The following is a 25,644-nucleotide window of genomic DNA, read 5'->3' on the forward strand; positions in this document are numbered from 1 at the left end:
CGCGATCTGCGGCCCGTTTTTCTTAGAGGATGTCGTCCTGATATTCATCCGGATCCCGTCCCTCTCGCAACTTCGCGGCGAGTGTCATGCCGACGGCGAAGGCCCCCAGGATCTTGGCAATGCTTGCTGCATTGCTGCTGTTGGCCCGCGACAGGGTATCGGTCGCGCTCTCGTACCTGGACCGGACAGTCTCGATGTTGGTCGACGTCAGGCCCACCGACTCAGCGGCATGGCGGGCGACGCCATAGACCCGACGCTCGGTATCGTCTGCCAGCTTGTTGGCGCGGTAGGTTGCGTCGTCCATCAATGACGCGACCTTGTTTCCGGCGATGTCCACGACACGCTCAGCCTCGGCCCTTGCCCTTTCGATCGCCGCATCCTTGGCCAGCGTGACCCGGGCTTCGACTTCCTTGCGCAGGTCCTCTTTCGTGGGCATCTCGTGCTTGGGCTTCTTGGACACCAGCCACAGGACAACCGCGGCCAGGACAAAGATGCCGCCTACGACAAGCGATGCCAAGGCAGGACCCCAGCCCAGGTTATGAGCCAGGAAGGACCAGAATGCCGCGATCAGGAAACCCGCGGCGACCACCAGGATGACCCCGGCAGCCGCCTTCATCGCCGACCGGCGCGCCGTATCCTTGAGAGCAAGTTGAAGGCGCTGCGCATAGTCGAACATGGGGACCTCAGCGACGGGCCAGGATCAGGCCGACCAGGAAGCCCACGCCGGCTGCGATGCCAAGGGCTTGCGCGGGATTGCGCCGCACCATCTCCGACACTTCGTCGTAGCGGTCTCCGGCATAATGGGTCAGGTCCGACGCCCGCTGCTGGCCTTGCTGATACAGCCGCTCGGCCTCGGCCCGCGCGCGACCGGCATATTCGCTGCCAGCCTCGCGCGCGCGCTCCACATATTCCTGCGCGGTGTCGCGGGCGTTCTGCGCCATATCGGCGCCGCGGTCCTTGAGATTGTCGGCACTGGAACCGCCCGACATCTTGTCAGCGGCGTTGCGGGTGTCGCTTCCGCCCTTGCTGCTGCTGTCGCGCAGGTCATTCTTGCCCTGCGACCCGGTGGCGGTGGTGTCCTTCTTCAGGTCGTCCGCAGTAGGATTGTTGGGTTGAGCCATCTTGAGGTCCTCCGGTGTGATTGTCACCATCAGGGTCTAAACCCCGTGAAAACTTCAAGGTTCCGCGAATCAGCGGATTAATTGACAAGGCAATGGCTTAGGAGGTTGATGGTACCGCCTCCCCGGCTCGAACGGGGGACCTCTAGATCCACAATCTAGCGCTCTAACCAACTGAGCTAAGGCGGCACGGATGCGTTCTCTAACGCTGGTTGGTTCCCGTTGCAAGCCCGTCTTGCCGGGAATTTTCGCGCGCGATACAGAAAGCGATCACTGAACAAGGATAACGGTAATGAGCATCAACAGCCAAAGCGAAATCGCGGCCAACCTGCAGGTCGGACCGACGGACCAGGGCATGGTGCGAATCTATCTTGAGGCCGAGGGTATCGACCTGCCGCTGGATTTCGACCCCGACGAGGCGACCGAGATCGCCGAGGAGTTGCTGGCGGCGGCAGAAGCCGCCCGCCAGATGGGGACTGCCGGCGGGAAGCCTAAAAAGCCGCGGCGCTGAAGGCCTCGGGATCGGTCAGGCCCTGCAGCCGCAGCGCCGAACAGCGGGCGAAGTCGCGCATGACCTTCGACCGTCGTGCCCCGGCGAGCTTCGTTTCGGGGGCCATCCGCTGGATCTCCGCACCATAGGCATCGGCGCAGATCAGGCCGGTGTCCGGCGGCAGCAGCTCGGACGGAAAATCGCAATCAACCGCCCAGAAGTAGCGGTCGCACCATTCGACATAACCCTGCCACTTCCGATCCCCCATGAAATCGGCGCGGCAGCTCTTGCATTCGATGATCCAGAATTCCCCCTTGGGGCCCATGCTGATGACATCGACGCGCAGGCCCCGGCTTGGCACGAATTCGGTCAGCACGGCGTGGTCCATGCTGCGCAACATGCGCGAAACACCGCGCGCCAGACGGTGGCCGGGCATGGCGGGAAGGGTCGGGTCAGGCTGGTTCATCGCCGCACCATAGAACGAAGGGGAAACATCCTCAAGCCGCTTGAAAGGCGCGGGCGATGTCCCTATCTGCTTGTTCAGGCGGGTTTCTGCTCTTCTCGCGTGCGGCCATTTTTCCACTGGCCTATAACTTTTCCGAGGGGGCTGGCTCTGGCGTGACCCTGGTCTCGTTACCCGGCGCCCACCTGGTAATCCAGGCTTTCGGGAAATCTCGCGCTGCCGCGGTTGCTGCGGTTCCCGCCACCACCTTGAACCGCCCTGCCCCCGCAGTGGCGGTTTCTTCATGTGGAAAAGGGCGGCCTTGCGGGCCGCCCTTCCAGAGTGCTTCTGACCAGAGGGAGAAAATCAGAAGCCGTAGACGACCGAAACACCCAGGGTGTTGTCCGTGCGGATCTGACGGTTCTCCTGGTATTCGGTGGTGTAGCTGATGCGGGTCGCCAGCGCGTCCGACATCTTGAAGTTGACGCCGAACTGGTTGGTGATCACGTCATCCGAGTCTTCCGACGACAGATAGTCGGTGTCGTTGGTGATGAAGACCATGTCGTTGACGCGGTAGTACACGCGCGACGACACGATATAGCCGAGGCCGCTGTCGGACGAATCGACCGAGTCGTCACGGACATAGCTGCCGTCATCCAATTGCCGGTAGCCGGATTTCTGCGCACCGGTCTGGGTGTAGCGATAGCCGATACCTGCCTGGACGCGCCATGCGGCGGTATCGGTGTTGATGATCCGATAACCCGGACCAACGCCGATGAAGCCGTCGCGGGCGAAGTCGCTCAGCTTTTCTTCGATCTCCTCGACAGGCTGGCCCGGATAGTCGGGATCGTCGTTGGCCAGGCCATCGATGCTGAAGCGACCCAGAACAAAGGCATAGAAGCGGTCGTTGAAGTAGTAGGCGCCATCATAGATGGTCGACACTTCTTCCTGGTCCTTGTTGCCCTGATCATCCTCGCCGAATTCGATCAGCATGCCGACCGACTGCTGCCAGGGACCCTGGTTGCTGGACACGCGGCCAGCCAGCGAGAAGTCCTGGTTTTCGTCGTTGCCGGTGCTGCCCGCATAGGTCAGCGCAACCGAACCGAACAGACCTTCGCGGCGGTTGGGGTTGCCAAAGCGCGCATCGTCCGCGTCACGGTCGAAATCGTCCTGAACGGCATCCTCAACATCGGTGATCCGGTCGTTGATTTCCGACACACCCGTCGCATCGGCACCTGCCGCAATCTCGGTCTGGGCAAAGGCCGGGGCGGAAAGAGCGGCCATCAGCGCGGCGGTGCCGGTCAGCAGCGTAACTTTTTTCATCTTTTCCTCACGAGCTGAGTTTTCGTTGTCCTGTGCGCCATGCCGACGCCAGAGCATCTCTGCCAAGGATGAAGTAGTCCCACCCTGCCCGGGTTCATAGATCGCGGAAAAACGTCGATTGCTGCCAAAAAAGTGAGGGGCGGGAAAGGCAGGCACCCTGCGCGAAAATCCGCTGAAACGCAACCGTGAAAAAATTCAGCGGAACCAAATCCGGCCAACTGCAACGGTTTGTCTTTGTTAATTTAATAGGAGGTTTTTCGCGCGATATGTCTCGCGGAACCTTGGCGTCTCCCTGAAACAAAGGCGCGACTGCCTAGCTTTTGGACGACAGGTGGGGTGTCTTCGGTGCAAGAGATTGTTGCACAATTAACACGCCCGATGGAACTTTCACGCCAAGGTGGCAAGGACCATCCGTTCACTTGCGACGCGTCTTGTGCACCGCGAGCGCTGCCAGGACGGGACGCGTGAAACCAGAGACCCGTGATCCGCTGCCGGATGAAGGCGGCTTTTCGGCCTGACTCATCACCGTGAACGCGAACTGGACACCCCCGAAAACGATGGTGTTGAGGGCGATCAGCATGACGACTGCCAGCCAGCCCACCTCGCTGTTCAGGATCAGATGGCGCAGATGGGCCACATCCAGCGCCAGCAGGGCGGCGACAAAGCAGCAGGACAACGCGACCCCGATAAGGACGCTGCGGATATAGACGCGAACCATCTTGGGCATGACGGACCTCCCCTGTCTTGATCCCGAGAGGTCCTTGATATGGGATGCCTGCGCAGGATTTGCAGGGCGCGGAGAGTCTCAGAACGCTTCGGGACGCAATTCCCGCGCCACATGGTCCAGCACCGCATTGACGAATTTCGGCTCCCGACCCTCGGGAAAGAAGGCCTCGGCAAGGCGGACATATTCGGTGATGACCACGCGGGGCGGGGTCTGCGGGGTGACCAGTTCGGCCCCGGCGGCACGGAACAGGGCGCGCAGCACCGGGTCGATGCGGTTTATCGGCCATTTGGCCACCAGGCCGCGATCGGTGGCCTGGTCGATCCGCGACTGCCAGGTTACCGCCGCATCCACGACGCGGGTGAACAGGTTTTCGTCGGCAGGCAGGTATTGCCCGTCTTCGTCCTCGGCGCCAAGGCGATGGACTTCGAACTCTCGCATGACGCGGTCGGCGGATTGCCCGGAGACCTCCATCTGATACAGCGCCTGCACGGCGTAAAGCCGCGCCCCGCTGCTGAGCGCCCTCCGGTCGGCACGCTTGTCGTTCGCCTTGTCTTCGTTCGCGTTCATGGATCTGGCCTTGCAAAGAGACCGGCCGACATGGACCGGATGCGCCCGGGCGTCAAGCCCCGCCGGCTTCGGCGAGGCGTGCGACATAGCGGGCCAGCGTATCGATCTCCAGGTTGATCGCATCGCCCGTGGCGACATCGCCCCAGGTCGTGACCTGCCGGGTATGCGGGATCAGGTTGACCCCGAAGCGGTTCCCCGCGACCTCGTTCACGGTCAGCGACGTGCCGTTCAGCGCCACGGAACCCTTGGGCGCGATGAACCGCGCCAGGGTGGCGGGCGCCTCGAAAGTCAGGCGCAAGCTGTCGCCTTCGTCATGCATCTCGACGATCCGCGCCACGCCATCGACATGGCCACTGACGATATGGCCGCCCAGTTCGTCGCCCACGCGCAGGGCGCGTTCCAGGTTCAGCCGTCGCCCGACCGCCCAGCCATTCGCGCCGATATTCGTCTTCGACAGTGTCTCGGCCGAGATGTCGACGGCGAACCAGCCCTGGTTCTTGTCCACGACCGTCAGGCAAACGCCGTCGCAGGCGATCGAGGCGCCCATGTCTACCGCGGCCATGTCATAGCCGCAGCCGATCCTGGCGCGCATGTCGCCGCGCATTTCGACGGCAAGAACGGTGCCGATATCGGTGATGATGCCTGTAAACACGCAAAAAGCCCTTTCCTTGGGCCAGACCTAGGCGATACCCTTGCACAGTGCAAGGTTTCCGGGTCCTGGTGTTTCGTTCTTCCCGCCACGGCTGCGTGGCAGATTTCAGCATGATGCATTGACCAAGGGATCGGCACGTGACGCAGGACCGCCACGATTTCTGGCCGCAACGAATTCCCCAGCCCGATGACCCGGCACGGCGCGTCTTCCTGATGCTGCAGGGACCGCACGGGCCGTTCTTCGACCGCCTTGGGCGGCTGCTGCGCGCCGCGGGGGCGCAGGTCTGGCGTTGCGCGTTCAATGCGGGGGACGAATTCTTCTGGTCCGACAAGGACCATCTGCTGCGTCACGGAGGCAGCAGCGCGGAATGGCCCGCCCACCTGGCGAGGATCATCGCGGAACGCGGTGTGACGGATATCGTGCTTTATGGCGACGTGCGCCCGGTCCATGCCGCCGCCCGCGCTGCCGCGCAGGCGCTGAACCTGCGCCTGCACGTCTTCGAGGAAGGCTATCTGCGCCCCTACTGGATCAGCTATGAACGCGGCGGGTCGAACGGCCATTCGGCGCTGCTGGACATCTCCCTGTCCGAGATGCGGGCCACCCTGCGCGACCCTGCATCCGAAGTGCGGCGCCCGCCTGCCCACTGGGGCGACATGCGCCAGCACAAGTTCTACGGCGCGTTCTATCATTTTCTGGTCCTGGTGGCGAACCGGCGCTATCGCAAGTTCGCCAGCCACCGTGCCCTGTCGGTGCGGGACGAATTCCGCCTGAACCTGCGCCGCCTTGTCCTGACGCCGTTCCATTCGCTGACACGGGCGATCCAGTGGCGGCGCTTCCGGTTGTCGGGCGATCCCTATCTGCTGGTGCCGATGCAACTGGAGCATGATTCGAACCTGCAAGGGCACTCTCCCTTTGCCCTGAACCGCGAGTTCGTCGAGGAGGTCGTCGCCGAATTTGCCCGCTCGGCCCCTCGTCATCATCACCTGCTGTTCAAGGCCCATCCGCTGGAGGATGGCCGCGCAAGAAACCGCCGGTCCATCCGCGAGGCAGCCGCGCGTCACGGCATCCCCGACCGCGTTCATTACTTCCGCGGCGGCAAGCTGGCGGACATGCTGGCCCATGCCCGCGCGGTGATCACCGTCAACTCGACCGCCGCCCAGCAGGCCCTGTGGCGCGGGTTGCCGGTCAAGGCCCTGGGCCGGGCGGTCTATTGCAAGACCGGGCTGGTGTCCGGCCAGTCGCTGGCCGAGTTTCTGAAGGATCCGTCCGCGCCCGACATGGGGTCCTATCGCGTGTTCCGCGACTATCTGCTGCAGACCAGCCAGGTGCCGGGGGGCTTTTATTCCCGCCGCTCGCGCGCCCACGCACTGCGGCTGGTGGCGGACCTGATCCTTGCGCCCGACGACCCCTATCGGGCGCTGGCTGCCGGCCGCTTCCAGCGACGCCAGCAGATCGGCGAAGTTCTGGACTAGGTCGCACGAAGTGATGGCATCCGCCCGCGCCACGGGCTACATTGCCCGCACAACCGGACGGCAAGTCCGGGCTAATACGAACAGGAGTTTCGATAGGTGACAGTGAAGCTTTCTCCTGCCCGTTCGGCGGCGGGCCTGGCCATGCGCCTTGTCATGATCGCGGCCGTGACGCTTGTGGCAGCCTGTACGCTGCCGCGCTCTGGCCCCAGCAAGGGCGAGATCTATTCGGGCGCCGTCGAGAAGGGCGGGAATGCGCATGTGATCTATGTGAACGAACACGTCGCCCGCGCCACGAATTTCACCCCCGCCTATGGCTTCTCGAACAGCTTCCTGCGCGCCGGACAGGTCGGTGCGGACGAAATCCGGGCAGGCGACGTGCTGGGCCTGGCGATCTGGGAAAACGTCGATGACGGGCTGCTGACCTCGCTGGGCACCAGCTCGACCGCGCTGCAGGAAATCCAGGTGGACAGCAGCGGCTATATCTTCGTGCCCTATGCCGGGCGGGTGCAGGCTGCGGGCAACACGCCCGACGAACTGCGCCAGATCATCACCGAACGGCTCAGCACGCAGACCCCCGATCCGCAGGTCACCGTGGCCCGCGTGGCCGGCGACGGCGCGACCGTTTCCGTCATGGGCAAGGTCACCGCGCAGGGCGTCTACCCGATCGAGCGTCCGACGCGGACGCTGTCCGCCATGCTGGCGCGCTCGGGCGGCGTGTCCATCGAACCCGAAATCGCGGTGATCACCGTCAAGCGCGGCAACGACACGGGCAAGGTCTGGCTGACCGACCTTTATTCCAACACCAGCAACGACATCGCCCTGCGTCCCGGCGACGTGATCCTGGTCGAGGAAGACCAGCGCAGCTTCACCGCCCTTGGCGCCCTTGGCGGCCAGACCCGGGTTCCCCTTGGAAACGAGATGATCAACGCGGTCGAGGCCGTGGCGATGGTGGGCGGCCTCAATTCCAACCTGGCCGATCCGACGGGGGTCTTCATCCTGCGGGACGAACCGGAATCCGTGGCCTCGCGCGTGTTGGGCAAGACCGTCCAGGGCACGCAGCGCATCGCCTATGTGCTGGATCTGACGCGGCCGAACGGGCTGTTCCTGGCGCGGGACTTCCTGATCCGGGATGGCGATACGGTCTATGTGACCGAAGCCCCCTATGTTCAGTGGCAGAAGCGCATCGCCTCGCTGACCGGGCCGCTCAGCACCGCAAGCACCGTGACCAACCTCACCCAGTGATCTGCGCATGAGGCACGGACAGGAAGCCGCCGGTCAGCAGAACCGGCGGCTTTTCGCATATAATCGCGGCTTCTTTCACGCCCCGCGCCTGCGCCGGATCCTGCAACTGGCGGGTTGGGATCTGCATCTCGGGCTGCCGCGCCCGGACGATGCGGTCGCCATCTGGGGCGCCAGCCCCACGGCATGGCGGGGCCGGGCCGTCGCCGCGCGGCGCGGCGCAAGCCTGGTGACGGTCGAGGATGCCTTCCTGCGATCGGTCCTGCCGGGCCGGGCCAAGGGCCACCTTGCCGGCCGCGGCCCCCTCGGCCTGCTGATCGATCCGATGGGCCTCCACTTCGACCCGTCGCGGCCATCCCTGATCGAGCATCTGGTCACCCAGGGGACGACAGCGTGCCATGAGGAGCGCGCCCGTGACGGGATCGCCCGGCTGCGGGCGTTGGATCTTTCGAAGTACAACACCTACCGGCCCGACCTGCCCGCCCCCGATCCGGGCTATGTCCTGGTGATCGACCAGACGCGTGGCGATGCCTCGCTGATGGGCGCGGGGCGCGACCGGTTCCTGGAGATGCTGGCGGCGGCCCGGCACGAACATCCCGGCCGCCCGATCCTGCTGCGCAGCCACCCCGAGACCAGCCAGGGCCTGCGCCCGGGCCACCTGACTGCTGCCGACCTGCGCCCGGCGACATGCTGTGCGACGCCGAGATCTCGCCCTGGCGGCTGCTGGACAATGCCCATGCGGTCTATGCCGTCAGCTCTCAATTGGGATACGAGGCGATCCTGGCAGGCCACAAGCCGCGCCTGTTCGGCCAGCCCTTCCATGCCGGCTGGGGCCTGTCGCAGGACGAAGACCCCTTGCCTTCGGGCCGTCGTGGCCCTGCCTCGGTCCAGGCGCTGTTTGCCGCCAGCCATCTTCTGGCGCCGGCCTGGTATGATCCCTGCCGCGACCGCCTGACCGATTTCGACGGCGCCGTGGATCAGCTGGAGGCCGAGGTCCAGGCTTTCCGCCAGGACCGCGACGGCCACATGGCCTACGGGATGCGCCTGTGGAAGCGCCCTTTCATCGCCCGGACCTTCGGGAACGGCAAGGGCGTGCGCTTCACGGCCAGGCCGTCCCACGCCGTGACCCTTGCCTGGGCGGGCAAGGCCGAGGCCGCCCCGCAGGCGATCCGGGTCGAGGACGGGTTCCTGCGGTCCCGGGGGCTCGGCGCCGCGCTGACGCCGCCCTTATCGCTGATCGCGGACGATCTGGGCATCTACTACGACCCAAGCCGCGAAAGCCGGCTTGAACGGCTGATCGCGACCGGCACCCCGCCGGGCGGCAGGGCACGGGCCGCCCGGCTGATCGCAGCGATCCGGGACGCAGGCTTGTCCAAGTACAACCTGTCGGGCCACGGCTACCGCCCTGCGGACACCCCCCGCAAACGCATCCTGGTCCCCGGCCAGGTCGAGGACGACGCCTCGGTCCGCCTGGGCGCGGGGGCGGAACGCACCAACCTTGACCTGCTGCGCCGCGCCCGACGCGACAATCCCGGGGCACAGCTGATCTACAAGCCGCACCCCGACGTCGAGGCGGGGCTGCGCCCCGGTGCCATCGCACTCTCGGACCTTCAGGGGCTGGCAGACGAAGTCGCGACGGCCACCGATCCGATCGCGCTGCTGGCCCATGTCGATGAGGTCTGGACCATCACCTCGACCCTGGGTTTCGAGGCCTTGTTGCGTGGCGTTCCCGTAACCGTGCTTGGTGCGCCATTCTACGCCGGCTGGGGGCTGACCTGCGATCTTGGGCCGGTCCCGCTGCGCCGCCGCGCCCGCCCGGATCTGGCGGACCTCGTCCATGCCTGCTTGATTGCCTACCCGCGCTATCGCGATCCGATCAGCGGCCTGCCCTGCCCGGTCGAGGTCGCCATCGACCGCCTGCGCGACGGGATCGCCCCTCCGCCGCCGGTGTTGCGCCTGCTGGCCAAGCTGCAAGGGGCGCTGGCCGGGCACAGCTGGATCTGGCGCGGGTGATTCCCGCCCGTGCGTCACGGCACAGGCAAAAAGGAAAATATCTGCGCGAAGCCCCTGGCTTTGCAAAGAGAAGGTGTCTGGCGGACGATCCGGCAGACCATGCCCACCGGCCAGCACTGTCTTTGCGGAACAATGTCCTGCTTTCCCGACCCGAAGCGCAAGCCCCCCTTCCTTGGCAAGCCCCGCCCCCCTTGCTAACTGTGGCCCGCAAACAGGAAGGCCGCCCATGTCGCTTGTCATCTCGCATCTTGCCCGGCGCTTTGGCGCGACACCCGTCCTGCGCGGGATCGAGCTTGAGGTGCGCCAGGGCGAGCTGATCGCCCTTCTCGGCCCCTCGGGGTCGGGCAAGACGACGCTTTTGCGGATCATCGCGGGGCTCGACTGGCCGGATGCGGGCGGGCTGTCCTTCGACGGCACCGACTGGCTGCAAAGATCGGCGGCGGAACGGCGCATCGGTTTCGTCTTCCAGCATTACGCCCTGTTCCCGCACATGACGGTGCGCGACAACATCGCCTTTGGCCTGACCGTCCTGCCGCGCGCCAGCCGCCCCGGCAAGGCGCAGATCGCGGCCACCGTGGACCGGCTGCTGCGCTTCCTGCAGATCGACGGCTTGGCCGACCGCTATCCGGCGGAACTCTCCGGCGGGCAGCGCCAGCGCGTGGCCTTGGGCCGCGCCATGGCCATCGAGCCGCGCGTGCTGCTGCTGGACGAGCCCTTCGGCGCCCTTGACGCCCAGGTCCGGCGCGACCTGCGCCGCTGGCTGCGGGGCGTTCATGACAGCGCGGGCACCACCACCATCTTCGTGACCCACGACCAGGAGGAAGCCTTCGAGCTTGCCGACCGCGTCGTGGTGATGAACGGCGGCGTGATCGAGCAGATCGGCCAGCCGGACGAGATCTATGACCATCCGGCCACGCCCTTCGTTGCCCGCTTCCTGGGCCTGACGGTCGAGTTGCCCGTGACCATGCGCGCGGGCCGGGCCGAGGCCGCGGGCCTGGACCTGTCCGGCCTGCCCCGCCGCGCCATTCCCGACGGTTCCGCGACGCTGTTCCTTCGCCCCGCCGACATCCAGCCCGTGTCCGATCCTGCCGCGCCCTTCCGCGTGACCGAGATCGCCTCCACCGGCGCGCTGCTGCGGATCGTGGCGCAGAATGACGCCGGCTGCTGGATCGAGGCCGAGGTGCCGCGCCGCGGCGGCCGCGATCTGCGCGTCGGCCAACGCATCGGGCTGCGCATCGTGGCGGGCCAGATCTTTCCCGGCGGCACGGTGCCCGCCGCCCTGCCCGCCGCCACATCCCGGACCCTGAAGGAGACTCGCTCGTGAAAACCCGTCTGACCACCGCCCTTGCCCTTGTGCTGGGCCTTGCCTCGCCCGCACTTGCACAGGACGCGATCCTGAACGTGTCGTACGACGTCGCCCGCGAACTGTTCGCGGAATTGAACCCGGTCTTTGCACAGAAATGGCAGGAGCAGACCGGCCGGACCGTGACCATCGACCAGTCGCATGGCGGTTCCTCGAAACAGGCCCGCGCGATCCTGGAAGGGTTGCCCGCCGATGTCGTGACCTTCAACCAGGTCACCGATATCGACGTCCTGGCCGAAGGCGGGATGGTTGATGAGAACTGGCGCGAGGCTTTCCCGAACCAGGCCTCGCCCTATTACTCGCTGCCCGCCTTCCTGGTGCGCGAGGGCAATCCGAAGCAGATCGACGACTGGGACGACCTGGCGCAGGAAGGCGTGCAGGTGATCTTCCCCAACCCCAAGACCAGCGGCAACGCTCGCTACACCTATCTGGCGGCCTATGCCTATGCGCTGGACAAGAACAACGGCGACCAGGCGGCCGCGCAGGAATTCGTGAAGAAGATCTTCGCCAATGTGCCGGTCTTCGACCAGGGCGGACGCGCAGCGACCACGACCTTCGCGGAGCGTGGCATCGGCGACGTGCTGATCACCTTCGAGGCCGAGACCGGCGGCATCGCGAAACAATATGCCGATGCCAAGCTGGAGCGGGTCACGCCCTCGCTGTCGATCCTGGCCGAATTCCCCGTGGCGGTCGTGACCGAGAACGCCGAGGACAAGGGCACGGCCGAGGTGTCGAAGGCTTACCTCGACTTCCTTTATTCGCCCGATGCGCAGCGGATCCTGGCGCGGAACTTCAACCGCGTGCATGACGAGGCGATCACCGCCGAATTCGCCGCGAACTTCCCCGACGTGAAGCTGGTCACGGTCGAGGAGGTCTTCGGCGGCTGGGACAAGGTCCAGGAGGAGCACTTCGCCGAAGGCGGGATCCTTGATGCGGTGTTCGTGAACCAATGAGCGTCGCGGCGGTCATCGACGCCCCTGCCGGGCGGCAAAGGCGGGTCCTGCCGGGCTTCGGCCTGACGATGGGGCTGGTGCTGACTTATGTCGGCGTCATCGTTCTGCTGCCCGTCATTGCCCTGGTGCTGAAGGGGGCTGAAATCGGCCCCGTCCGCTTCTGGGAGATCGTGACCGCGCCCCGCACATTGGCCGCCTTGCGGCTGACCATCACCGCCGCCGCCTTGGCGACGGTGTTCAACGCGCTTTACGGCTTGCTGATGGCCTGGGTTCTGGTCCGCTACCGCTTTCCGGGGCGCAGGCTGCTGGACGCGATGATGGACATCCCCTTCGCCCTGCCGACCGCCGTCGCCGGCCTGTCGCTGACCGCGCTGTTTTCGGAAAACGGCTGGTATGGGCAGTTGCTGGCCCCCGTCGGGATCTCGGTGGTCTATACGATCTGGGGGGTGGCCATCGCCATGTCCTTCACCTCGATCCCCTTCGTGGTCCGCACCGTCCAGCCGATCCTGGAGGATCTAGACCAAAGCCAGGAAGAAGCGGCCCGCACCCTTGGCGCGACCCCGTTCCAGACCTTCGCCAGGGTGATCTTCCCGGCGATCCTGCCGTCCTTCCTGGTCGGGACCACCATCGCCTTTGCGCGGTCGCTTGGCGAATTCGGCGCGGTGATCTTCATCGCGGGCAACCTGCCGATGAAGACGGAAATCGCCTCGCTTCTGGCCGTGATCCGGCTCGAGGAATACGACTACAACGGCGCTGCCGCCATCGCGCTGACGCTGGTGGCGATTGCCATGGTGCTGCTGGTCGTCTCGAACTGGCTGCAATCCCGCCTGACCCGGCGGAGGGTTCCCGCATGACGCCTGCCGTCCCCGCCACGCTTGCCCCGCGCCAGGACCGCAGCGCCCGATGGCTGCTGATCGGCCTGGCGGTCATGCTGACCCTGTTCATCGTCGTGGTGCCGCTGATCTATATCTTCTGGCGCGCCTTGTCCGGGGGCTTCGCGATCTTCGCCCAGAACATCCTGGCCCCCGACACGCTGCACGCGATCTGGCTGACGGCGGCCGTGGCCGTGGTCACGCTGCCCATCAACCTCGTCATCGGCATTGCCGCCGCATGGCTGATCGCGCGCTTCACCTTTCCCGGCCGCAAGGCGCTGCTGACGATTATCGAACTGCCGTTTTCGATCTCTCCGATCATCGCCGGCGTCTGCTACCTGCTGCTTTACGGACGGCAGGGGCTGCTTGGCCCGGTGCTTGCGGCGGGGGACATCAAGATCCTGTTCGCCTTGCCCGGCATCGTCATGGTCACGCTGTTCGTGACCGGCCCCTTTGTCGCAAGGGAAGTCCTGCCCCTGATGCAGGCGCAGGGGTCCGAACAGGAACAGGCGGCGCTGACGCTGGGGGCGTCGGGCTGGCAGATCTTCCGGCGGGTGACGCTGCCGAATATCCGCTGGGCGCTGCTCTATGGGGCCGTTCTGGCGACCGCACGGGCCGTGGGCGAATTCGGGGCGGTATCGGTGGTGTCCGGCGCGATCCGGGGGCAGACGATGACCCTGCCCCTGCAGATCGAGCTGCTGTTCAACGACCTGAACACGGTCGGCGCCTTTGCCGCTGCATCCACCCTGACGCTGATCGCGCTTGTGGTGCTGATCCTGAAAACCGTCCTTGAGGGCCGGACCCGCTGATCAGCGCCGAAAGTCGATGGGCCTGATCCCGTGGCGCGCCAGCTTGTCGTAAAAGGTCTTGCGCGGCAGTTGCAGCCGCGCCATCGCCGCCGTGGCATTGCCGCCCGCCAGGCGAAGGGCATCGCGGATCAGTTCGGCCTCGTAGGTGGCGACCAGTTCGGACAATCCGGGCGCGGTGCCGTTGGCCTGCGCATCGAAGGGCGTTACGCCGATTGCCTGGCTTTCGGCAAAGCCGCGCAGTTCCGGCAGGTTTCCCGGCCAGCCATGCGCCGACAGCCGCGCCTTGACCGCGCCCGTCATGGCGGGCACGGGGCGGTCCAGCCGGGCCGAGGCCGCCAGCAGGAACTGGCGGTAAAGCGCGGGAATATCCTCGCGCCGTTCCGCCAGCGAGGGCACGGACAACACGGTGGCCGACAGGCGATAGAACAGCCGCGCGTCGAACTGTCCCTCGGCCACCAGTCGCGCCAGATCGGCGGTGTTCGAGCCCAGAAGCTGCACATCCATCGGGCGCGGGGCGGCGGCACCCGCCGGCCAGAACTCGCCCGCCTCGAAGATCGCGGCCAGCCGCGCCTGCATGGCCGGCGTCAGCGCATCCACCCTGTCCAGGAACAGTGCGCCGCGCTGCGCCCGCTCCAAATGGCCCACCTGCCTTGTCCCACGCGGCCCCGGCGCCTCACTGCCCAGCAGGTCGGCGTCGAAGCGCGCATCATCCAGCGCGTCGCAAGCCAGATGCACGAAGGCGCGGGAGCGGCGCGGTCCCTGGCGGTGGATCGCGCGGGCGACGGTCAGCTTGCCCGCGCCGTCGGGGCCGGTCAGCAGGGCATTGCCCTCGGCCTCGGCCACGCGGTCCAGCGCCGCTCGCAGATGCTGCATGACCTCGCTGCTGCCGCCAAGCTCGGGAAAGCTGGCGGCGGCGTCATGGCTGGCTTGCCGCAGTTCCCGGTTCTCCAGCACCAGGGCGCGGGCGCCGGCGGCACGATTCAGCGCGGCCAGCAGCACGTCGCGCCCCACGGGCTTGGTCAGGAAGTCATAGGCCCCCGCCTTCAGCGCCGCGACCGCCATGGGCACGTCGCCATGCCCGGTCAGCAGGATCACCGGCAGATCGGGGTCGATGTCGCGGAGGCGCTGGAACAGTTGCAACCCGTCCATGCCGGGCATTCGCACGTCGGACAGGACCACGCCCGGATAGTCGCGCGTAATGCCCACCAGTGCATCGCCCGCCAGCCCGAAATCCTGAACCTCGAACCCCGCCATCTGCAGGGTCTGGACCTGGGCCGCGCGCAGATCCTCGTCATCTTCCACCAGCCGGACCAGCCCGGTCATGCCGATCTCCTCAGGACAAGGCGGAAAGTGGCGCCCTGGCCCGGCACGGGATCGTCGGCGGACAGTTCGCCCCCGAATTCGCGGGCGATGTCGCGGGAAATCACCAGCCCCAGCCCCAGGCCCTGCGCCTTGCTGGTCGCGAAGGGCGCGAAAAGCTGGTCCCTGACCTGCGGCGACAGGCCGGGGCCATTGTCCGAGACGGTCAGCGTGACACGGTCCGCGTCGGCCTGAACCCCGATGCGGATCCAGGCGTCGGCGCGGCCTTCCTGTGCCTCTGACGCGTTGGTCAGCAGGTTCACGAGGATCTGTTCCACCCGCACCCGCTCGCCTGTCACCGCCAGCCCCTCGGGGATCTCGGGCAGATGGACGGGCATGTCGCTGGCCTTGCGGAGGCTGGCCGTCAGCAGCATCGAGGCCTCGATCACCGGGCGCAGGGAAACGGGGCCGATCTCTCCGGTGGCCTTGCGGGCGAAGTCGCGAAGTTGGTCGGTGATCTGGCCGATCCGGTCAGTCATGCGCGAGATGCGGGCCAGATTGTCGCTTGCAGGCCCGCCGGGCGCCATCGCCTGCCCGTTCTCGGCCAGCAGCCGGATCGTGGCCAAGGGCTGGTTGATCTCATGCGCCACGCCCGCGGTGATCTGGCCCATGGTCGCCAGCTTGTTGGCCTGCACCAGATCCGACTGCATCTGCGACAGGCGCTGCTGGGCCAGTTGCCGTTCCCGGATCTCGTCGGAGAGATCGCGGGTGCGTTCGGCCACCGCGTGCTCCAGTTCGACCCGATAGGCGCGGTCGGCGCGGGCCTTAAGGGCGGCGCGCAGCCGCGCGCGGCGGGCCTGATTTGCCAGCGCCATCAGCAGCAGCGTCGCCAGGCCCGCGCTGCCTGCGGCATAGGCCGCCGTCTGCCGCACTTCCCGCGTGGGCACATGCATGGCCAGGGTCCAGCCCGTTCCCCGGACCGGCAGGGCGATCGGCAGGCTGTCGGGCGCCGCAGGCGGGGCGGTCCTGAAACGCAGCTCCGCGTCGGTGGTGATGATGACCCGGCCATTGGCATCGGTCACATGGGTGGCGTTCGGGCTGCGCGCCCATGCGGCTTCCAGCGTGTCGAATTCCACCTTGACAACCACCACCCCCAGCAGCGCGGCGCCAACCCGCACGTCATGGGACAGATACAGGCCCGGCTCTCGGCTGACGGTGCCAAGCGCGAATTCCATCGCGGTCGGCCGTGCCAGCCGGAAATAATCGCGAAAGCTGTAGTTGTGTCCCACGAAGCTGTCCGGCTGGTTCCAGTTCGACGCGGCGACGGTTCGGCCCCTGCCGTCCAGCAGATAAAGGACGCTGCTCTGCGTCGCGGCCCGCAGGCGCTCCAGCTTGGCCGATACGAGGTTCCCGCCGGGCTGGGCCCCGCGAAGAGTGGCCTTGACTATGGCATCGTCGGACAGGATGGCGACAACCGCGCGCTGGCGGTCCAGGATGCTTTCCAGCGTCATCGCGCGTGATTGCGCGGCGGCCAGACCCTCGTCGCGCAATCCCTGCAGCGCACCGGCCCGGACGCCCCAGAAGGTTGCCGCGGGAACCAGGACCAGCAGCGCCAGCGCAAGCGCCAGGACCAGCCATCCCGCCGCGCGCGAGAGGACCGGCGAATCGGTCGTCGTGGGCGAGGTATCCTGTTTGTCCTGCACCAGTCTCCATCTCCGGCAAGTGTTTCCATTTCCACACTAGCAGCCCAAGACTGTGCGGAAAACCACACATATCTTGGGCGCTACCAGAAGAAAACAGCCATGTTTTCAGTGCATTGCTGCCATGTGGCAAGTTTTTTGGGCACAGCTGCCCCTAGCGTAGGATGTCCGTCATCGCATTGACATACTCAAGGCTGGAGGAGGCCTTTTCATGCAGCTGGACACTTCCGCGCATCCCGTGGCCCATGAGAAGCGGCCATTCTACCGCCATCTGTATTTCCAGGTCGTCATCGCTATCGCGGCGGGCGCCTTGCTGGGCCACTTCTATCCGCAGACGGGCGAGGCGCTGAAGCCGCTTGGCGACGGCTTCATCAAGCTGGTCAAGATGATCATCGCCCCCGTCATCTTCCTGACCATCGTCACCGGCCTCGCGGGAATGGGCTCGCTGCGCGGCGTCGGATCGGTCGTGGGCAAGGCCTTCGCCTACTTCCTGACTTTCTCGACCCTGGCGCTGATCGTCGGCCTGATCGTGGCAAACGTCATCCAGCCTGGCGCGGGCATGAACATCGACCCGGCCAGCCTCGATGCCTCGACCGTGACCGGCTATGCCGAGAAGGCGCACGAGACCTCGCTGACCGGCTTCGTGATGGATATCATCCCGACGACGCTGGTGTCGGCCTTCGTGGAAGGCAACATCCTGCAGGTCCTGTTCGTGGCGATCCTGTTCGGCATCGGCCTGATCATGGTCGGCGAAAAGGGCAAGCCGGTCCTCAACATCCTGGAATCGGCCAGCTTCGCGATCTTCCGCGTCGTCGACATCCTGATGAAGGCCGCGCCCATCGGTGCCTTCGGCGCATTCGCCTTTACCATCGGCAAGTACGGCATCGCCTCGATCGCCAACCTGGCGATGCTGGTGGGCACGTTCTACCTGACCTCGGCCATGTTCGTGATCGTGGTCCTGGGCGCGGTCTGCATGGTCAACGGCTTCTCGATCTTCAAGCTGATCTCGTATCTGAAGGCCGAGATCCTGCTGGTCCTGGGCACCTCGTCGTCCGAATCCGCGCTTCCCTCGCTGATGGAGAAGATGGAAAAGGCGGGCTGTGCGCGCCCTGTCGTGGGCCTGGTCGTACCGACCGGCTACAGCTTCAACCTGGACGGCACCAACATCTACATGACCCTGGCCGCGCTGTTCATCGCCCAGGCCACCAACACCGACCTGACGCTGCAACAGCAGGTGCTGCTGCTGCTGGTCGCGATGCTGTCGTCGAAGGGCGCCGCAGGCGTGACGGGCGCCGGCTTCATCACCCTGGCCGCGACGCTGTCGGTCGTGCCGACGGTGCCGGTCGCTGGGATGGCGCTGATCCTGGGCGTGGACCGCTTCATGTCGGAATGCCGCTCGATCACCAACTTCATCGGCAACGCAGTCGCCACCGTTGTGGTCAGCCGCTGGCAGGGCGCGCTGGACAGGGAACGCTTCGATGCCGTGATGGGCGGGCGCGACCCCGAGGGCGACGCCGCCCCGGTCACCGGCCTGGCCATGCATCCCGCCGGGTTGCAGCTGGGCGAACGCAGCGCCGACTGATCCGTTTCCCGACGGACGACAAGGCACCGCAGCGATGCGGTGCCTTTTTTCGTGGGTCAGACCAGAATGTCGATCTGGCGCGGCGGCGTCCCGTTCTGCACCGCCAGCAGGTTTTCCACCATCCGCGTGACCGAGGGCGCAAAGCCCCCTGCATCCAGCGCCGCGAGATGCGGGGTCAGCACCACCCGGTCCTGGCCAAGCAGCGGATTATCCGGCGTGATGGGCTCGACCGAGAAGACGTCGATCCCCGCCCCGCGCAACCGGCCCGCTCGGATGGCCTCCGCCAGGTCGGCCTCGACCAGCACGCCGCCGCGCGCGGCATTGACCAGGATCGCGTCCGGCTTCATCAGCGCCAGTTGGTCGCGCCCGATCAGGTCACGCGTGCTGTCGTTCAGTTCGCAGTTCAGCGTCACCACGTCCGATGTCGCCAGTAACTCGGCCAGCGGCGCGAAGCGGGCGCCAGCCTCGGCTTCCTCGGCCTCGGGCAGCGGGGTTCGTTTGGTGTAAAGGATCGGGCAGCCGAAGCCGCGCAGCAGGCCCGCTAGGGCCTTGCCGATATGGCCCATGCCGACAATCCCGACCGTGCGGCCCGACAGGATGGTCGAGCTTGCCGCGACCTCTCCCTTGGGCCACCTGCCGTTCAGGATGCCGACATGGCCCCGGACGATGTTGCGGTTCAGGGCCAGGATCAGGCCCAGCACCGTTTCCGCCACCGCGACGGCGTTCGATCCGGTGGTCCGGAACACCCGCACCCCATGTCGGCGCGCGGCATCAAGGTCGATGCCGTCATAGCCCACGCCCCATTTGTGAACGGCCCGCAGGCTAGGGGTGGCGAACATGGCTTCGGTAACCGGCACGTCGCCGGTGATCGCGAAGCTGGCGCCTTGCAGCGCCGCAAGCTGGTCCTGCGGGGCGCGTGATGCCGCCGTGGTCAGCCGCCAGTCCTGCGGCATGAAGGGGCGGATGCGGTCCAGCCGTTCCGGTGCCGCGGGGTCGAGAAGGACGATGGTGGTCATGGCTCCCTCAGATCACGAAACGGATGCCGGGGCGCGCCAATCCGCCGCCCTGCGCCATGACGGTGCCGTCCGCGCGCCAGCAGGCCGCGCCCGTCATGGTCCCGTCTGGCGAAAGTCCGACGGCGTTCATGCCGCCGCCGATGGTCTTGACCAGCCGCACCTCATGGCCGCGTGCGCGCATGGCGTCGGCCTGCGTGGCATAGGCCGGTTCCAGTTCAAGGTGGTGCCCCTCGGTCCACAGGCGCGGAGCCTCGACGGCTTCCTGCAGGGTCATGCCGTGGTCGATCAGGTTGACGATGGCCTGCATGGCCGATGGGAAGATCCGCACCGCCCCCGGCAGCCCAAGGGCATAAAGCGGCTGGCCGTCCCGCAGCACCATCATCGGCGCCATCGAGGTCGGCACCCGCTTGCCCGGCGCCACCGACAGAGCCCGGCCGGGCCGGGGATCATAGTTCAGCATGTAGTTGTTGGGGATGATCCCCGTTCCCGGCACCATGAAGCGCGCGCCCCACAAGCCGTTGATCGTGTGCGTGGCGCTGACGATGTTGCCATCCGCATCGGCCACGGTCAGGTGGGTGGTGTCGCGGCTTTCATGCATCGGCCGGGCCGCAGGCAGGGCACGCCCCGCCATCCGTTGCCGGGCGTAATCCTTGGAGGTGAAGCGGTCCACCGGCACATCGACGAAATCGGGATCGCCCGAGGCCGCGCGCCTGTCCTCGAAGGCCAGGGCAATCGCCTGCGCCATCAGGTCCATGGCATCCGGGTTGCCAAAGCCCATGCCGCACAGGTCGTAGGGTTCCAGCATGTTCAGCATCTGGACGACATGGACGCCGGACGAGGCAGGCGGCGGCGGACCCGCTATCGTAAAGCCGCGATAGGTGCCAAGGATCGCCTGCCGCTCGATGGCGCGGGCTGCCGTCAGGTCGCCCAGCGTCACATGGCCGCCCATCGCCAGCCGGTCCACGAGGGCGCGGCCCAGATCCCCGCCATGCAGCGCCGCATCGCCCTGCGCCTGGATCAGCCGCAGGCTCTCCGCATAATCGCCCATCGCCAGCCGCGAGCCCGGCGGCAGCGGCGCGTCATCCGGCAGCAGCAGGCGGGCGATCTCCGGATCGGCACGCAGGTCGTCCTCGTGCTCCCGGATCGCGCCGTGCAGATAGGGGCTGACGGCGAAACCGCGCCCGGCAGCGCGGATGGCGGGTTCGACCACGTCGGCCCAGGGCAGCCGTCCGTATTGCCGCTGCATCAGGTTCCAGCCGCGCAGGTTGCCGGGCACCGCCACGGCCGACGGCCCGACCATGTTCCGCCGGCCCTCGGTCTCCATATAGGCGTCGGGCAGATCGGATACGGGACGGAACATGTCGGGCCGCGCACCCTGCCCCGCAACCGACAGCGCGTCGATCACCACGTGCCGCCCGTCGGCCAGCCGCAGATGCGCGATGCCACCGCCGGCGATGCCGACCATCATCGGCTCCACCACGGTCAGCGTCAGCAGCGCGGCGACGGCGGCATCGACGGCATTGCCCCCGATGGCCAGCATCTCGATCCCCGCGGCCGAGCCGAGCGGCGCGTTCGTCACGACGACGCCCAGCGATCCCGATGCCGGGCGCTTTTCGCAGATGAAGGACAATGTCATGCTGCTTGTCCCTGCATTGCGCGGCGACCCTGGGCGGGCGCCGGCGCGGGCAAAAGGTCCGTCACGCCCGCGCATCCTCCAGCATCATCCTTGCCGCCTTTTCGGCGATCATCATCGTCGGCGCATTCGTATTGCCGCTGGTGATGGTGGGCATGACGGATGCATCCGCGATCCGCAGCCGCCCCAGCCCGCGCATCCGCAGCCGAGGGTCCACCACAGCGCCGTCATCCGCGCCCATGCGGCAGGTGCCGACCGGGTGGAAGATCGTCGTGCCGACCGCGCCTGCTGCCTTGACCAGGTCGTCGTCGGTCTGGAAGGCGATTCCGGGGACATGTTCCTCGGGGTCATAGCGGGCAAAGGCGGATTGCGCGGCAATCTTGCGGGCCAGCCGGATCGCGCGGACCGCGATGTCCCGGTCGCCCGGGGTGGACAGATAGTTCGGCCGGATCGCCGGATGGGCGCGGAAATCCGGGCCGGCGACATGGACCGAGCCCCGGCTTTCCGGGCGCAGATTGCAGACGCTGGCGGTGATGGCAGGGAAGGAATGGACCGGATCGCCGAACTTGTCCAGGCTGACCGGCTGAACATGGAATTCCAGGTCCGCCGTCGCCTTGTCTGGCCCGGATCTGGCGAAGATGCCCAGCTGGCTTGGCGCCATCGACATGGGACCGGATCGCTTCAGAAGATACTCCAGCCCGATGGCGGCCCTGCCCATCAACCGAGAGGCCTTTTCGTTCAGCGTCGGCACCCCGCGCACCTTGTAGATCAGCCGCAGTTGCAGGTGGTCCTGAAGGTTCTCGCCCAGGCCCGGCACCTCGATCTGCGGGGCGATGCCCGCGGCCTGCAGGACATCGCCGCGCCCGACGCCCGACTGTTCCAGGATCTGCACCGATCCGATGGCGCCCGCCGACAGCACGGTCTCTCGGGCCGCCCGAACCTCGTGCCGCTGGCCGCCGTGGTGGAAGACGACGCCCTTGACCTCTCCCTCCTCGATCACAAGCCTCTCGACCTCGGCCCCGGTCAGGACGCGCAGGTTGGGACGGCCCAAGGCCGGGCGCAGAAAGGCCTTGGCCGCGCTCCACCGCCAGCCGCGGCGCTGCGTCACGTCGAAATAGCCGCCACCTTCGTTGTCGCCGCGGTTGAAGTCGTCCGTGCGCGGAATGCCCGCCTGTTCGGCTGCCTCCATGAAGGCATCCAGAACCGCCCAGCGCACGCGGGCGGTTTCCACCCGCAATTCGCCGCCCGTGCCATGCGCATCGTCGGCGCCGCGATAGAAATCCTCCTGAGCGCGGAACAGCGGCAGGACATCGTCCCAGGCCCACCCCGTGCAGCCAAGCTGGCGCCAGTGGTCGTAATCGGCCGCCTGTCCCCGCATGTAGATCATGCCGTTGATCGACGAGCAGCCGCCCAGCACCCGGCCGCGCGGATACAGCAGCGCGCGCCCGTTCAGCCCCGCCTCGGCCTGGGTGCTGAAGCCCCAGTCGGTGCGCGGGTTGCCGATACAGTAGAGATAGCCCACCGGGATATGGATCCAGTGGTAATTGTCGCGGCCCCCGGCCTCCAGCAGCAGGACACGCGCCTTGGGATCGGCGGACAGGCGGTTTGCCAGCACGCATCCGGCGCTGCCTGCACCGATGACGATGTAATCACAACTTTCCATGGGCGGAGGATCGCCGCAAAGTCGCCTTTGCACAAGCACTTGAAAGGTCTGTATCCGCTTCGCCACCAGGCCAGTTCAGGGCAGTGGGTTGCCGCTGGGCTTGGCAGACGGCGTCACCGCGATGATCGATCCTCGTGACGATCTGTCCAGGCGCGCGCATATGCGGTCCAGCGCTGGCCGGACCGCATGGGGATTGCGGCAGGCCGCTGTCAGAACGACCTGTCGAGCGACAGATAGAACGCGCGGCCCGGCTCGTTGAAGGTATTGGCGTCCGAGCCGCTGCCCGTCCGCACGACCGTCTTGTCGAACAGGTTGCTGATCCCTGCGGACACCCGCGCCGTGTCGTTGATCCGCCAGTTGCCACCCAGGTTGACCAGCGTATAGGGATCGCGGCTTTCGGTGTCCTCGTAAACCTCACCGGTTGTCGAGGCGACCGAGGCGGCCTCGATCCTGCCGTAATGCGTGGCCGACAGGGTCACCGTCAGCGCCTCGGTCGCATGCCAGTCCAGCGCGGCGTTGATCGTGTATTCGGGGACCAGGCTCAGCGGCTCGCCATTGTCCTTTTCCGACCTGATCATCTTCGTGAAGTTCGCGTTGAAGGCAAACCGGTCGCCCAGATCGGTCGAAAAATTCCCCTCCAGCCCAGAGACCACCGCCTTGCCTTCGTTTTCCCAGCGATACAGCCGGTTTTCGGTTGCGCCCTGGTTATACTGGACGAAGCCCGAGCCGATCCGATTGTCATAATCGTTGTGGAAATAGGTCAGGCTGGCATTGATGCCCTGCAGGCCCTCATAGGCGATGCCGATCTCGGAATTGAGGCTCTTCTCGGCCTCCAGATCCGGGTTGCCCAGCACCAGGCAGGGGCCGCTCAGCTGTTCGCCGTCCACCCAGGGGCAGCCGTTGCCGTTCGTCCGGTAGACATAGTTGGGGTTCAGCTGGAACAGGTTGGGCGTCTTGAAGGCGCGTGCCACGCCCAGCTTCATCGTCCATTCGTCGTTGAATTCGTAGGTCGCGTTCAGGCCGGGCGACCAGACGTTCCCAAAGGTGTCGCTGTAGTCGAAGCGCAGCGCAGGGGTCAGGGTCAGCCGCTCGTCCCATTCAATGTTGCTTTCCGCGTAAAGCCCGATCAGGTTTTGTTCGCTGTCGGGGTCGCGGTCGGCCGGATCCTCGGGGACGCCGGCATCGGGGACCAGTTCGGGCGGAAGATCGTTCGCGATCGAATGGGGGTCATGCATGAACTCGCCGCGGTATTCAGCGCCCAGCGTCATGCGGCTGGCCCTGCCGCCCAGGTCCATGGGCATGATCCATTCGGACTTGGCGGCGATATTGTCGAGCTTGATCGTGTTGAACCGAAAGGCGTCGTTCTCGCCGTCGCCGTCGGTATCCACGCAGGGGACGTAATTGTCCTCGAATCGGCCCGCGAGCCCCGTGCAGAGGCGCGTGTTGTCCGTCTGCTCCCACTGAAGATAGCTCATCGATTCGCCAAAGTCATATTGGCCGCGATGCGCCGTGGACAACGTGCGGCGATACATGCGGCTGGTCTCGGACCCGGCCAGCCGGGCCGAATCGTCGTTGATGGCACCGTTGCGGGTATCGCCGGCAAAGATGTTGCCTTGGCGGGAAAAGTCGAACTGCAGGTCAAGCTCGTGTCCGGGGGCGACATCCCAGGTCAGCAGCGCACCGGCATCCTTGTTCACCACCCCTTCGCGCGCGGCATAGGGTTCGGTAACCTCGCCGGTCTCGGGATCGGTCACGGGCGGGTTCAGGTCGGGATCGTCGGCGCCGGTCTTGTTGTAGTTTCCGAACACGCGGACTGTCAGCCGTTCTCCCGCCGGTCCCGCCAGCATGAAGTTGGTGCGCTTGGTCACGCCCTCCTGGCTGTTCTGGGGCTGGCTCCAGTGCAGCCCGAGCTGGCCGGTAAAGGTTTCAGGCCGCTTGGTGATGATGTTCACGACGCCGCCCGAGGCCCCCGAGCCATAGCGCGCGGCCGCCGGGCCACGGATCACCTCGATTCTTTCGATCAGTTCGGCGGGCACCCAGTTCGAATCGCCGCGCGTGTCGCGTTCGCCGCCTCGGCTCATCTTGACGGAATTGCGCGACAGGACCGGCTTGCCGTCGATCAGGATCAGGGTGTTTTCCGGTCCTATGCCGCGGATGTCGATCTGGCGCTGGTTGCCGCGCTGGCCGGTCGCGGTGGATCCCGTCAGGTTCACCCCCGGCTGCTTGCGCACGGCTTCCGCGATGTCGTTGACGACGGGCTGCTTCTCCAGATCCTCCTCGGTGATCTGGGACACGCCAAGCGCCTGCTTGGTCTGTTCCTCGGCGGTCAGGACGATTTCCTCCAGAACCGTGACCTCTTGTGCACGGAGGGGTGCGACCGCCAGCCCGGCCGACATGAGAAGGGAAAGCGACGTGCCCGAGACAAGCCGCGAACGAAAGGCCGCCATGCAAAGGCTCCTGTTCCTGAAGTATTGGATTTACTGGCTGGCGGCGCGCGGGCTCTGGCGCGCATCAAGCACTTGGGACCGGCAGCCACAATATTCCCGACAGAAACAGTTTTCGCAAAGTGCCTCAACGCAACAGTCATGTGGGCTTCCCGTCGCGGCAGGGGTGCAGACTGGCACCGCCGTCAGTGCGGCCGACGGCGCCGGCCAAGCGATCGAACCGGCGACCGGAGAGAACCTTTTGCCGAGCGCTTTGCTGGACCATGC

21 protein-coding genes, 1 tRNA gene and 1 pseudogene are annotated in these 25,644 nt (G+C 66.3%); 9 read left to right on the forward strand and 14 right to left on the reverse strand.

The window, feature by feature from the left end; all coding sequences use genetic code 11:
• Positions 1-22: 22 nt before the first annotated feature.
• The 3 genes from OU682_RS11500 to OU682_RS11510 all read right to left on the reverse strand — a co-directional run bounded on the left by OU682_RS11500 (position 23) and on the right by OU682_RS11510 (position 1,307).
• A complete protein-coding gene (locus OU682_RS11500; RefSeq protein WP_268942264.1) occupies positions 23-676 on the reverse strand; it encodes a phage holin family protein in 654 nt (217 codons plus the stop codon).
• 7 nt (positions 677-683) lie between these two features.
• Positions 684-1,121, reverse strand: coding sequence for an ElaB/YgaM/YqjD family protein (locus tag OU682_RS11505; protein ID WP_268942265.1), 438 nt, complete (start codon positions 1,119-1,121; stop codon positions 684-686).
• A gap of 109 nt (positions 1,122-1,230) precedes the next feature.
• Positions 1,231-1,307: transfer RNA gene (locus OU682_RS11510), tRNA-His, on the reverse strand.
• 103 nt (positions 1,308-1,410) lie between these two features.
• Between OU682_RS11510 and OU682_RS11515 the strand changes: the two genes are divergently transcribed.
• Positions 1,411-1,629 carry a DUF6324 family protein gene (locus OU682_RS11515; protein ID WP_268942266.1) on the forward strand — a complete coding sequence of 73 codons (219 nt, stop codon included), beginning with the start codon at positions 1,411-1,413 and terminating at the stop codon, positions 1,627-1,629.
• On the opposite strand, the gene OU682_RS11520 is transcribed toward OU682_RS11515, so the two are convergent.
• The 5 genes from OU682_RS11520 to OU682_RS11540 form a co-directional block, all read right to left on the reverse strand.
• Positions 1,610-2,074, reverse strand: a complete 465-nt coding sequence (locus tag OU682_RS11520; RefSeq protein ID WP_268942267.1) for an MmcB family DNA repair protein — start codon at positions 2,072-2,074, stop codon at positions 1,610-1,612. The two genes, OU682_RS11515 and OU682_RS11520, sit on opposite strands and share 20 nt — an antisense overlap.
• Before the next feature lie 342 nt (positions 2,075-2,416).
• Positions 2,417-3,529 carry a DUF481 domain-containing protein gene (locus OU682_RS11525; RefSeq protein WP_268942268.1) on the reverse strand — a complete coding sequence of 371 codons (1,113 nt, stop codon included), beginning with the start codon at positions 3,527-3,529 and terminating at the stop codon, positions 2,417-2,419.
• 259 nt (positions 3,530-3,788) lie between these two features.
• Entirely contained in the window at positions 3,789-4,100 is a 312-nt protein-coding gene (locus tag OU682_RS11530) for a hypothetical protein (RefSeq protein ID WP_268942269.1), read from the reverse strand.
• A 78-nt stretch (positions 4,101-4,178) separates the two neighbouring features.
• Entirely contained in the window at positions 4,179-4,667 is a 489-nt protein-coding gene (gene nusB / locus OU682_RS11535) for a transcription antitermination factor NusB (RefSeq protein WP_268942270.1), read from the reverse strand.
• Positions 4,668-4,719: 52 nt separating this feature from the next.
• Positions 4,720-5,319 carry a riboflavin synthase gene (locus OU682_RS11540; RefSeq protein WP_268942271.1) on the reverse strand — a complete coding sequence of 200 codons (600 nt, stop codon included), beginning with the start codon at positions 5,317-5,319 and terminating at the stop codon, positions 4,720-4,722.
• Positions 5,320-5,531: 212 nt separating this feature from the next.
• Between OU682_RS11540 and OU682_RS11545 the strand changes: the two genes are divergently transcribed.
• The 7 genes and pseudogenes from OU682_RS11545 to cysW all read left to right on the forward strand — a co-directional run bounded on the left by OU682_RS11545 (position 5,532) and on the right by cysW (position 14,040).
• Positions 5,532-6,791 (forward strand): capsule polysaccharide biogenesis protein, encoded by a 1,260-nt coding sequence (locus OU682_RS11545; protein WP_268942326.1) that lies wholly within the window; start codon positions 5,532-5,534, stop codon positions 6,789-6,791.
• Positions 6,792-6,932: 141 nt separating this feature from the next.
• Positions 6,933-8,033, forward strand: coding sequence for a polysaccharide biosynthesis/export family protein (locus OU682_RS11550; protein WP_503634759.1), 1,101 nt, complete (start codon positions 6,933-6,935; stop codon positions 8,031-8,033).
• A 7-nt stretch (positions 8,034-8,040) separates the two neighbouring features.
• Positions 8,041-10,043, forward strand: a pseudogene (locus OU682_RS11555) (capsule polysaccharide biogenesis protein).
• Between the two features lie 226 nt (positions 10,044-10,269).
• Positions 10,270-11,367, forward strand: coding sequence for a sulfate/molybdate ABC transporter ATP-binding protein (locus OU682_RS11560; protein WP_268942272.1), 1,098 nt, complete (start codon positions 10,270-10,272; stop codon positions 11,365-11,367).
• Complete coding sequence (locus tag OU682_RS11565; protein WP_268942273.1) at positions 11,364-12,359, forward strand: sulfate ABC transporter substrate-binding protein; 996 nt, start codon at positions 11,364-11,366, stop codon at positions 12,357-12,359. Before OU682_RS11560 ends, OU682_RS11565 begins: the two co-directional genes overlap by 4 nt.
• The gene (gene cysT / locus OU682_RS11570; protein ID WP_268942274.1) at positions 12,356-13,213 is read left to right on the forward strand and encodes a sulfate ABC transporter permease subunit CysT; all 858 of its coding nucleotides are present in this window, start codon (positions 12,356-12,358) and stop codon (positions 13,211-13,213) included. Before OU682_RS11565 ends, cysT begins: the two co-directional genes overlap by 4 nt.
• A complete protein-coding gene (gene cysW / locus OU682_RS11575; RefSeq protein ID WP_268942275.1) occupies positions 13,210-14,040 on the forward strand; it encodes a sulfate ABC transporter permease subunit CysW in 831 nt (276 codons plus the stop codon). The genes cysT and cysW overlap by 4 nt, the downstream gene beginning before the upstream one ends.
• Here cysW and OU682_RS11580 read toward each other — a convergent pair whose 3' ends face one another.
• Together OU682_RS11580 and OU682_RS11585 are read right to left on the reverse strand one after the other, a co-directional pair.
• Positions 14,041-15,363, reverse strand: coding sequence for a sigma-54-dependent transcriptional regulator (locus OU682_RS11580; RefSeq protein ID WP_268942276.1), 1,323 nt, complete (start codon positions 15,361-15,363; stop codon positions 14,041-14,043).
• On the reverse strand, positions 15,360-17,042 hold the full coding sequence (locus OU682_RS11585; protein ID WP_268942277.1) for a sensor histidine kinase: 1,683 nt from the start codon (positions 17,040-17,042) through the stop codon (positions 15,360-15,362). Before OU682_RS11585 ends, OU682_RS11580 begins: the two co-directional genes overlap by 4 nt.
• Before the next feature lie 208 nt (positions 17,043-17,250).
• Here OU682_RS11585 and OU682_RS11590 point away from each other — a divergent pair, with 208 nt between their 5' ends.
• On the forward strand, positions 17,251-18,621 hold the full coding sequence (locus OU682_RS11590; RefSeq protein WP_268942278.1) for a dicarboxylate/amino acid:cation symporter: 1,371 nt from the start codon (positions 17,251-17,253) through the stop codon (positions 18,619-18,621).
• A gap of 56 nt (positions 18,622-18,677) precedes the next feature.
• Here the strand turns inward: OU682_RS11590 and OU682_RS11595 are convergent, their stop codons facing one another.
• From OU682_RS11595 to OU682_RS11610, 4 genes are all read right to left on the reverse strand, one after another.
• Positions 18,678-19,637 (reverse strand): 2-hydroxyacid dehydrogenase, encoded by a 960-nt coding sequence (locus OU682_RS11595; RefSeq protein ID WP_268942279.1) that lies wholly within the window; start codon positions 19,635-19,637, stop codon positions 18,678-18,680.
• 7 nt (positions 19,638-19,644) lie between these two features.
• The gene (gene ggt / locus OU682_RS11600; protein WP_268942280.1) at positions 19,645-21,273 is read right to left on the reverse strand and encodes a gamma-glutamyltransferase; all 1,629 of its coding nucleotides are present in this window, start codon (positions 21,271-21,273) and stop codon (positions 19,645-19,647) included.
• 61 nt (positions 21,274-21,334) lie between these two features.
• Positions 21,335-22,933, reverse strand: coding sequence for a GMC family oxidoreductase (locus OU682_RS11605; protein WP_268942281.1), 1,599 nt, complete (start codon positions 22,931-22,933; stop codon positions 21,335-21,337).
• A 209-nt stretch (positions 22,934-23,142) separates the two neighbouring features.
• Positions 23,143-25,380 carry a FepA family TonB-dependent siderophore receptor gene (locus OU682_RS11610; protein ID WP_268942282.1) on the reverse strand — a complete coding sequence of 746 codons (2,238 nt, stop codon included), beginning with the start codon at positions 25,378-25,380 and terminating at the stop codon, positions 23,143-23,145.
• Positions 25,381-25,644 lie beyond the last annotated feature (264 nt).

The sequence above is a fragment of the Paracoccus benzoatiresistens genome (assembly GCF_026913015.1).
Lineage (GTDB): Bacteria > Pseudomonadota > Alphaproteobacteria > Rhodobacterales > Rhodobacteraceae > Paracoccus > Paracoccus benzoatiresistens.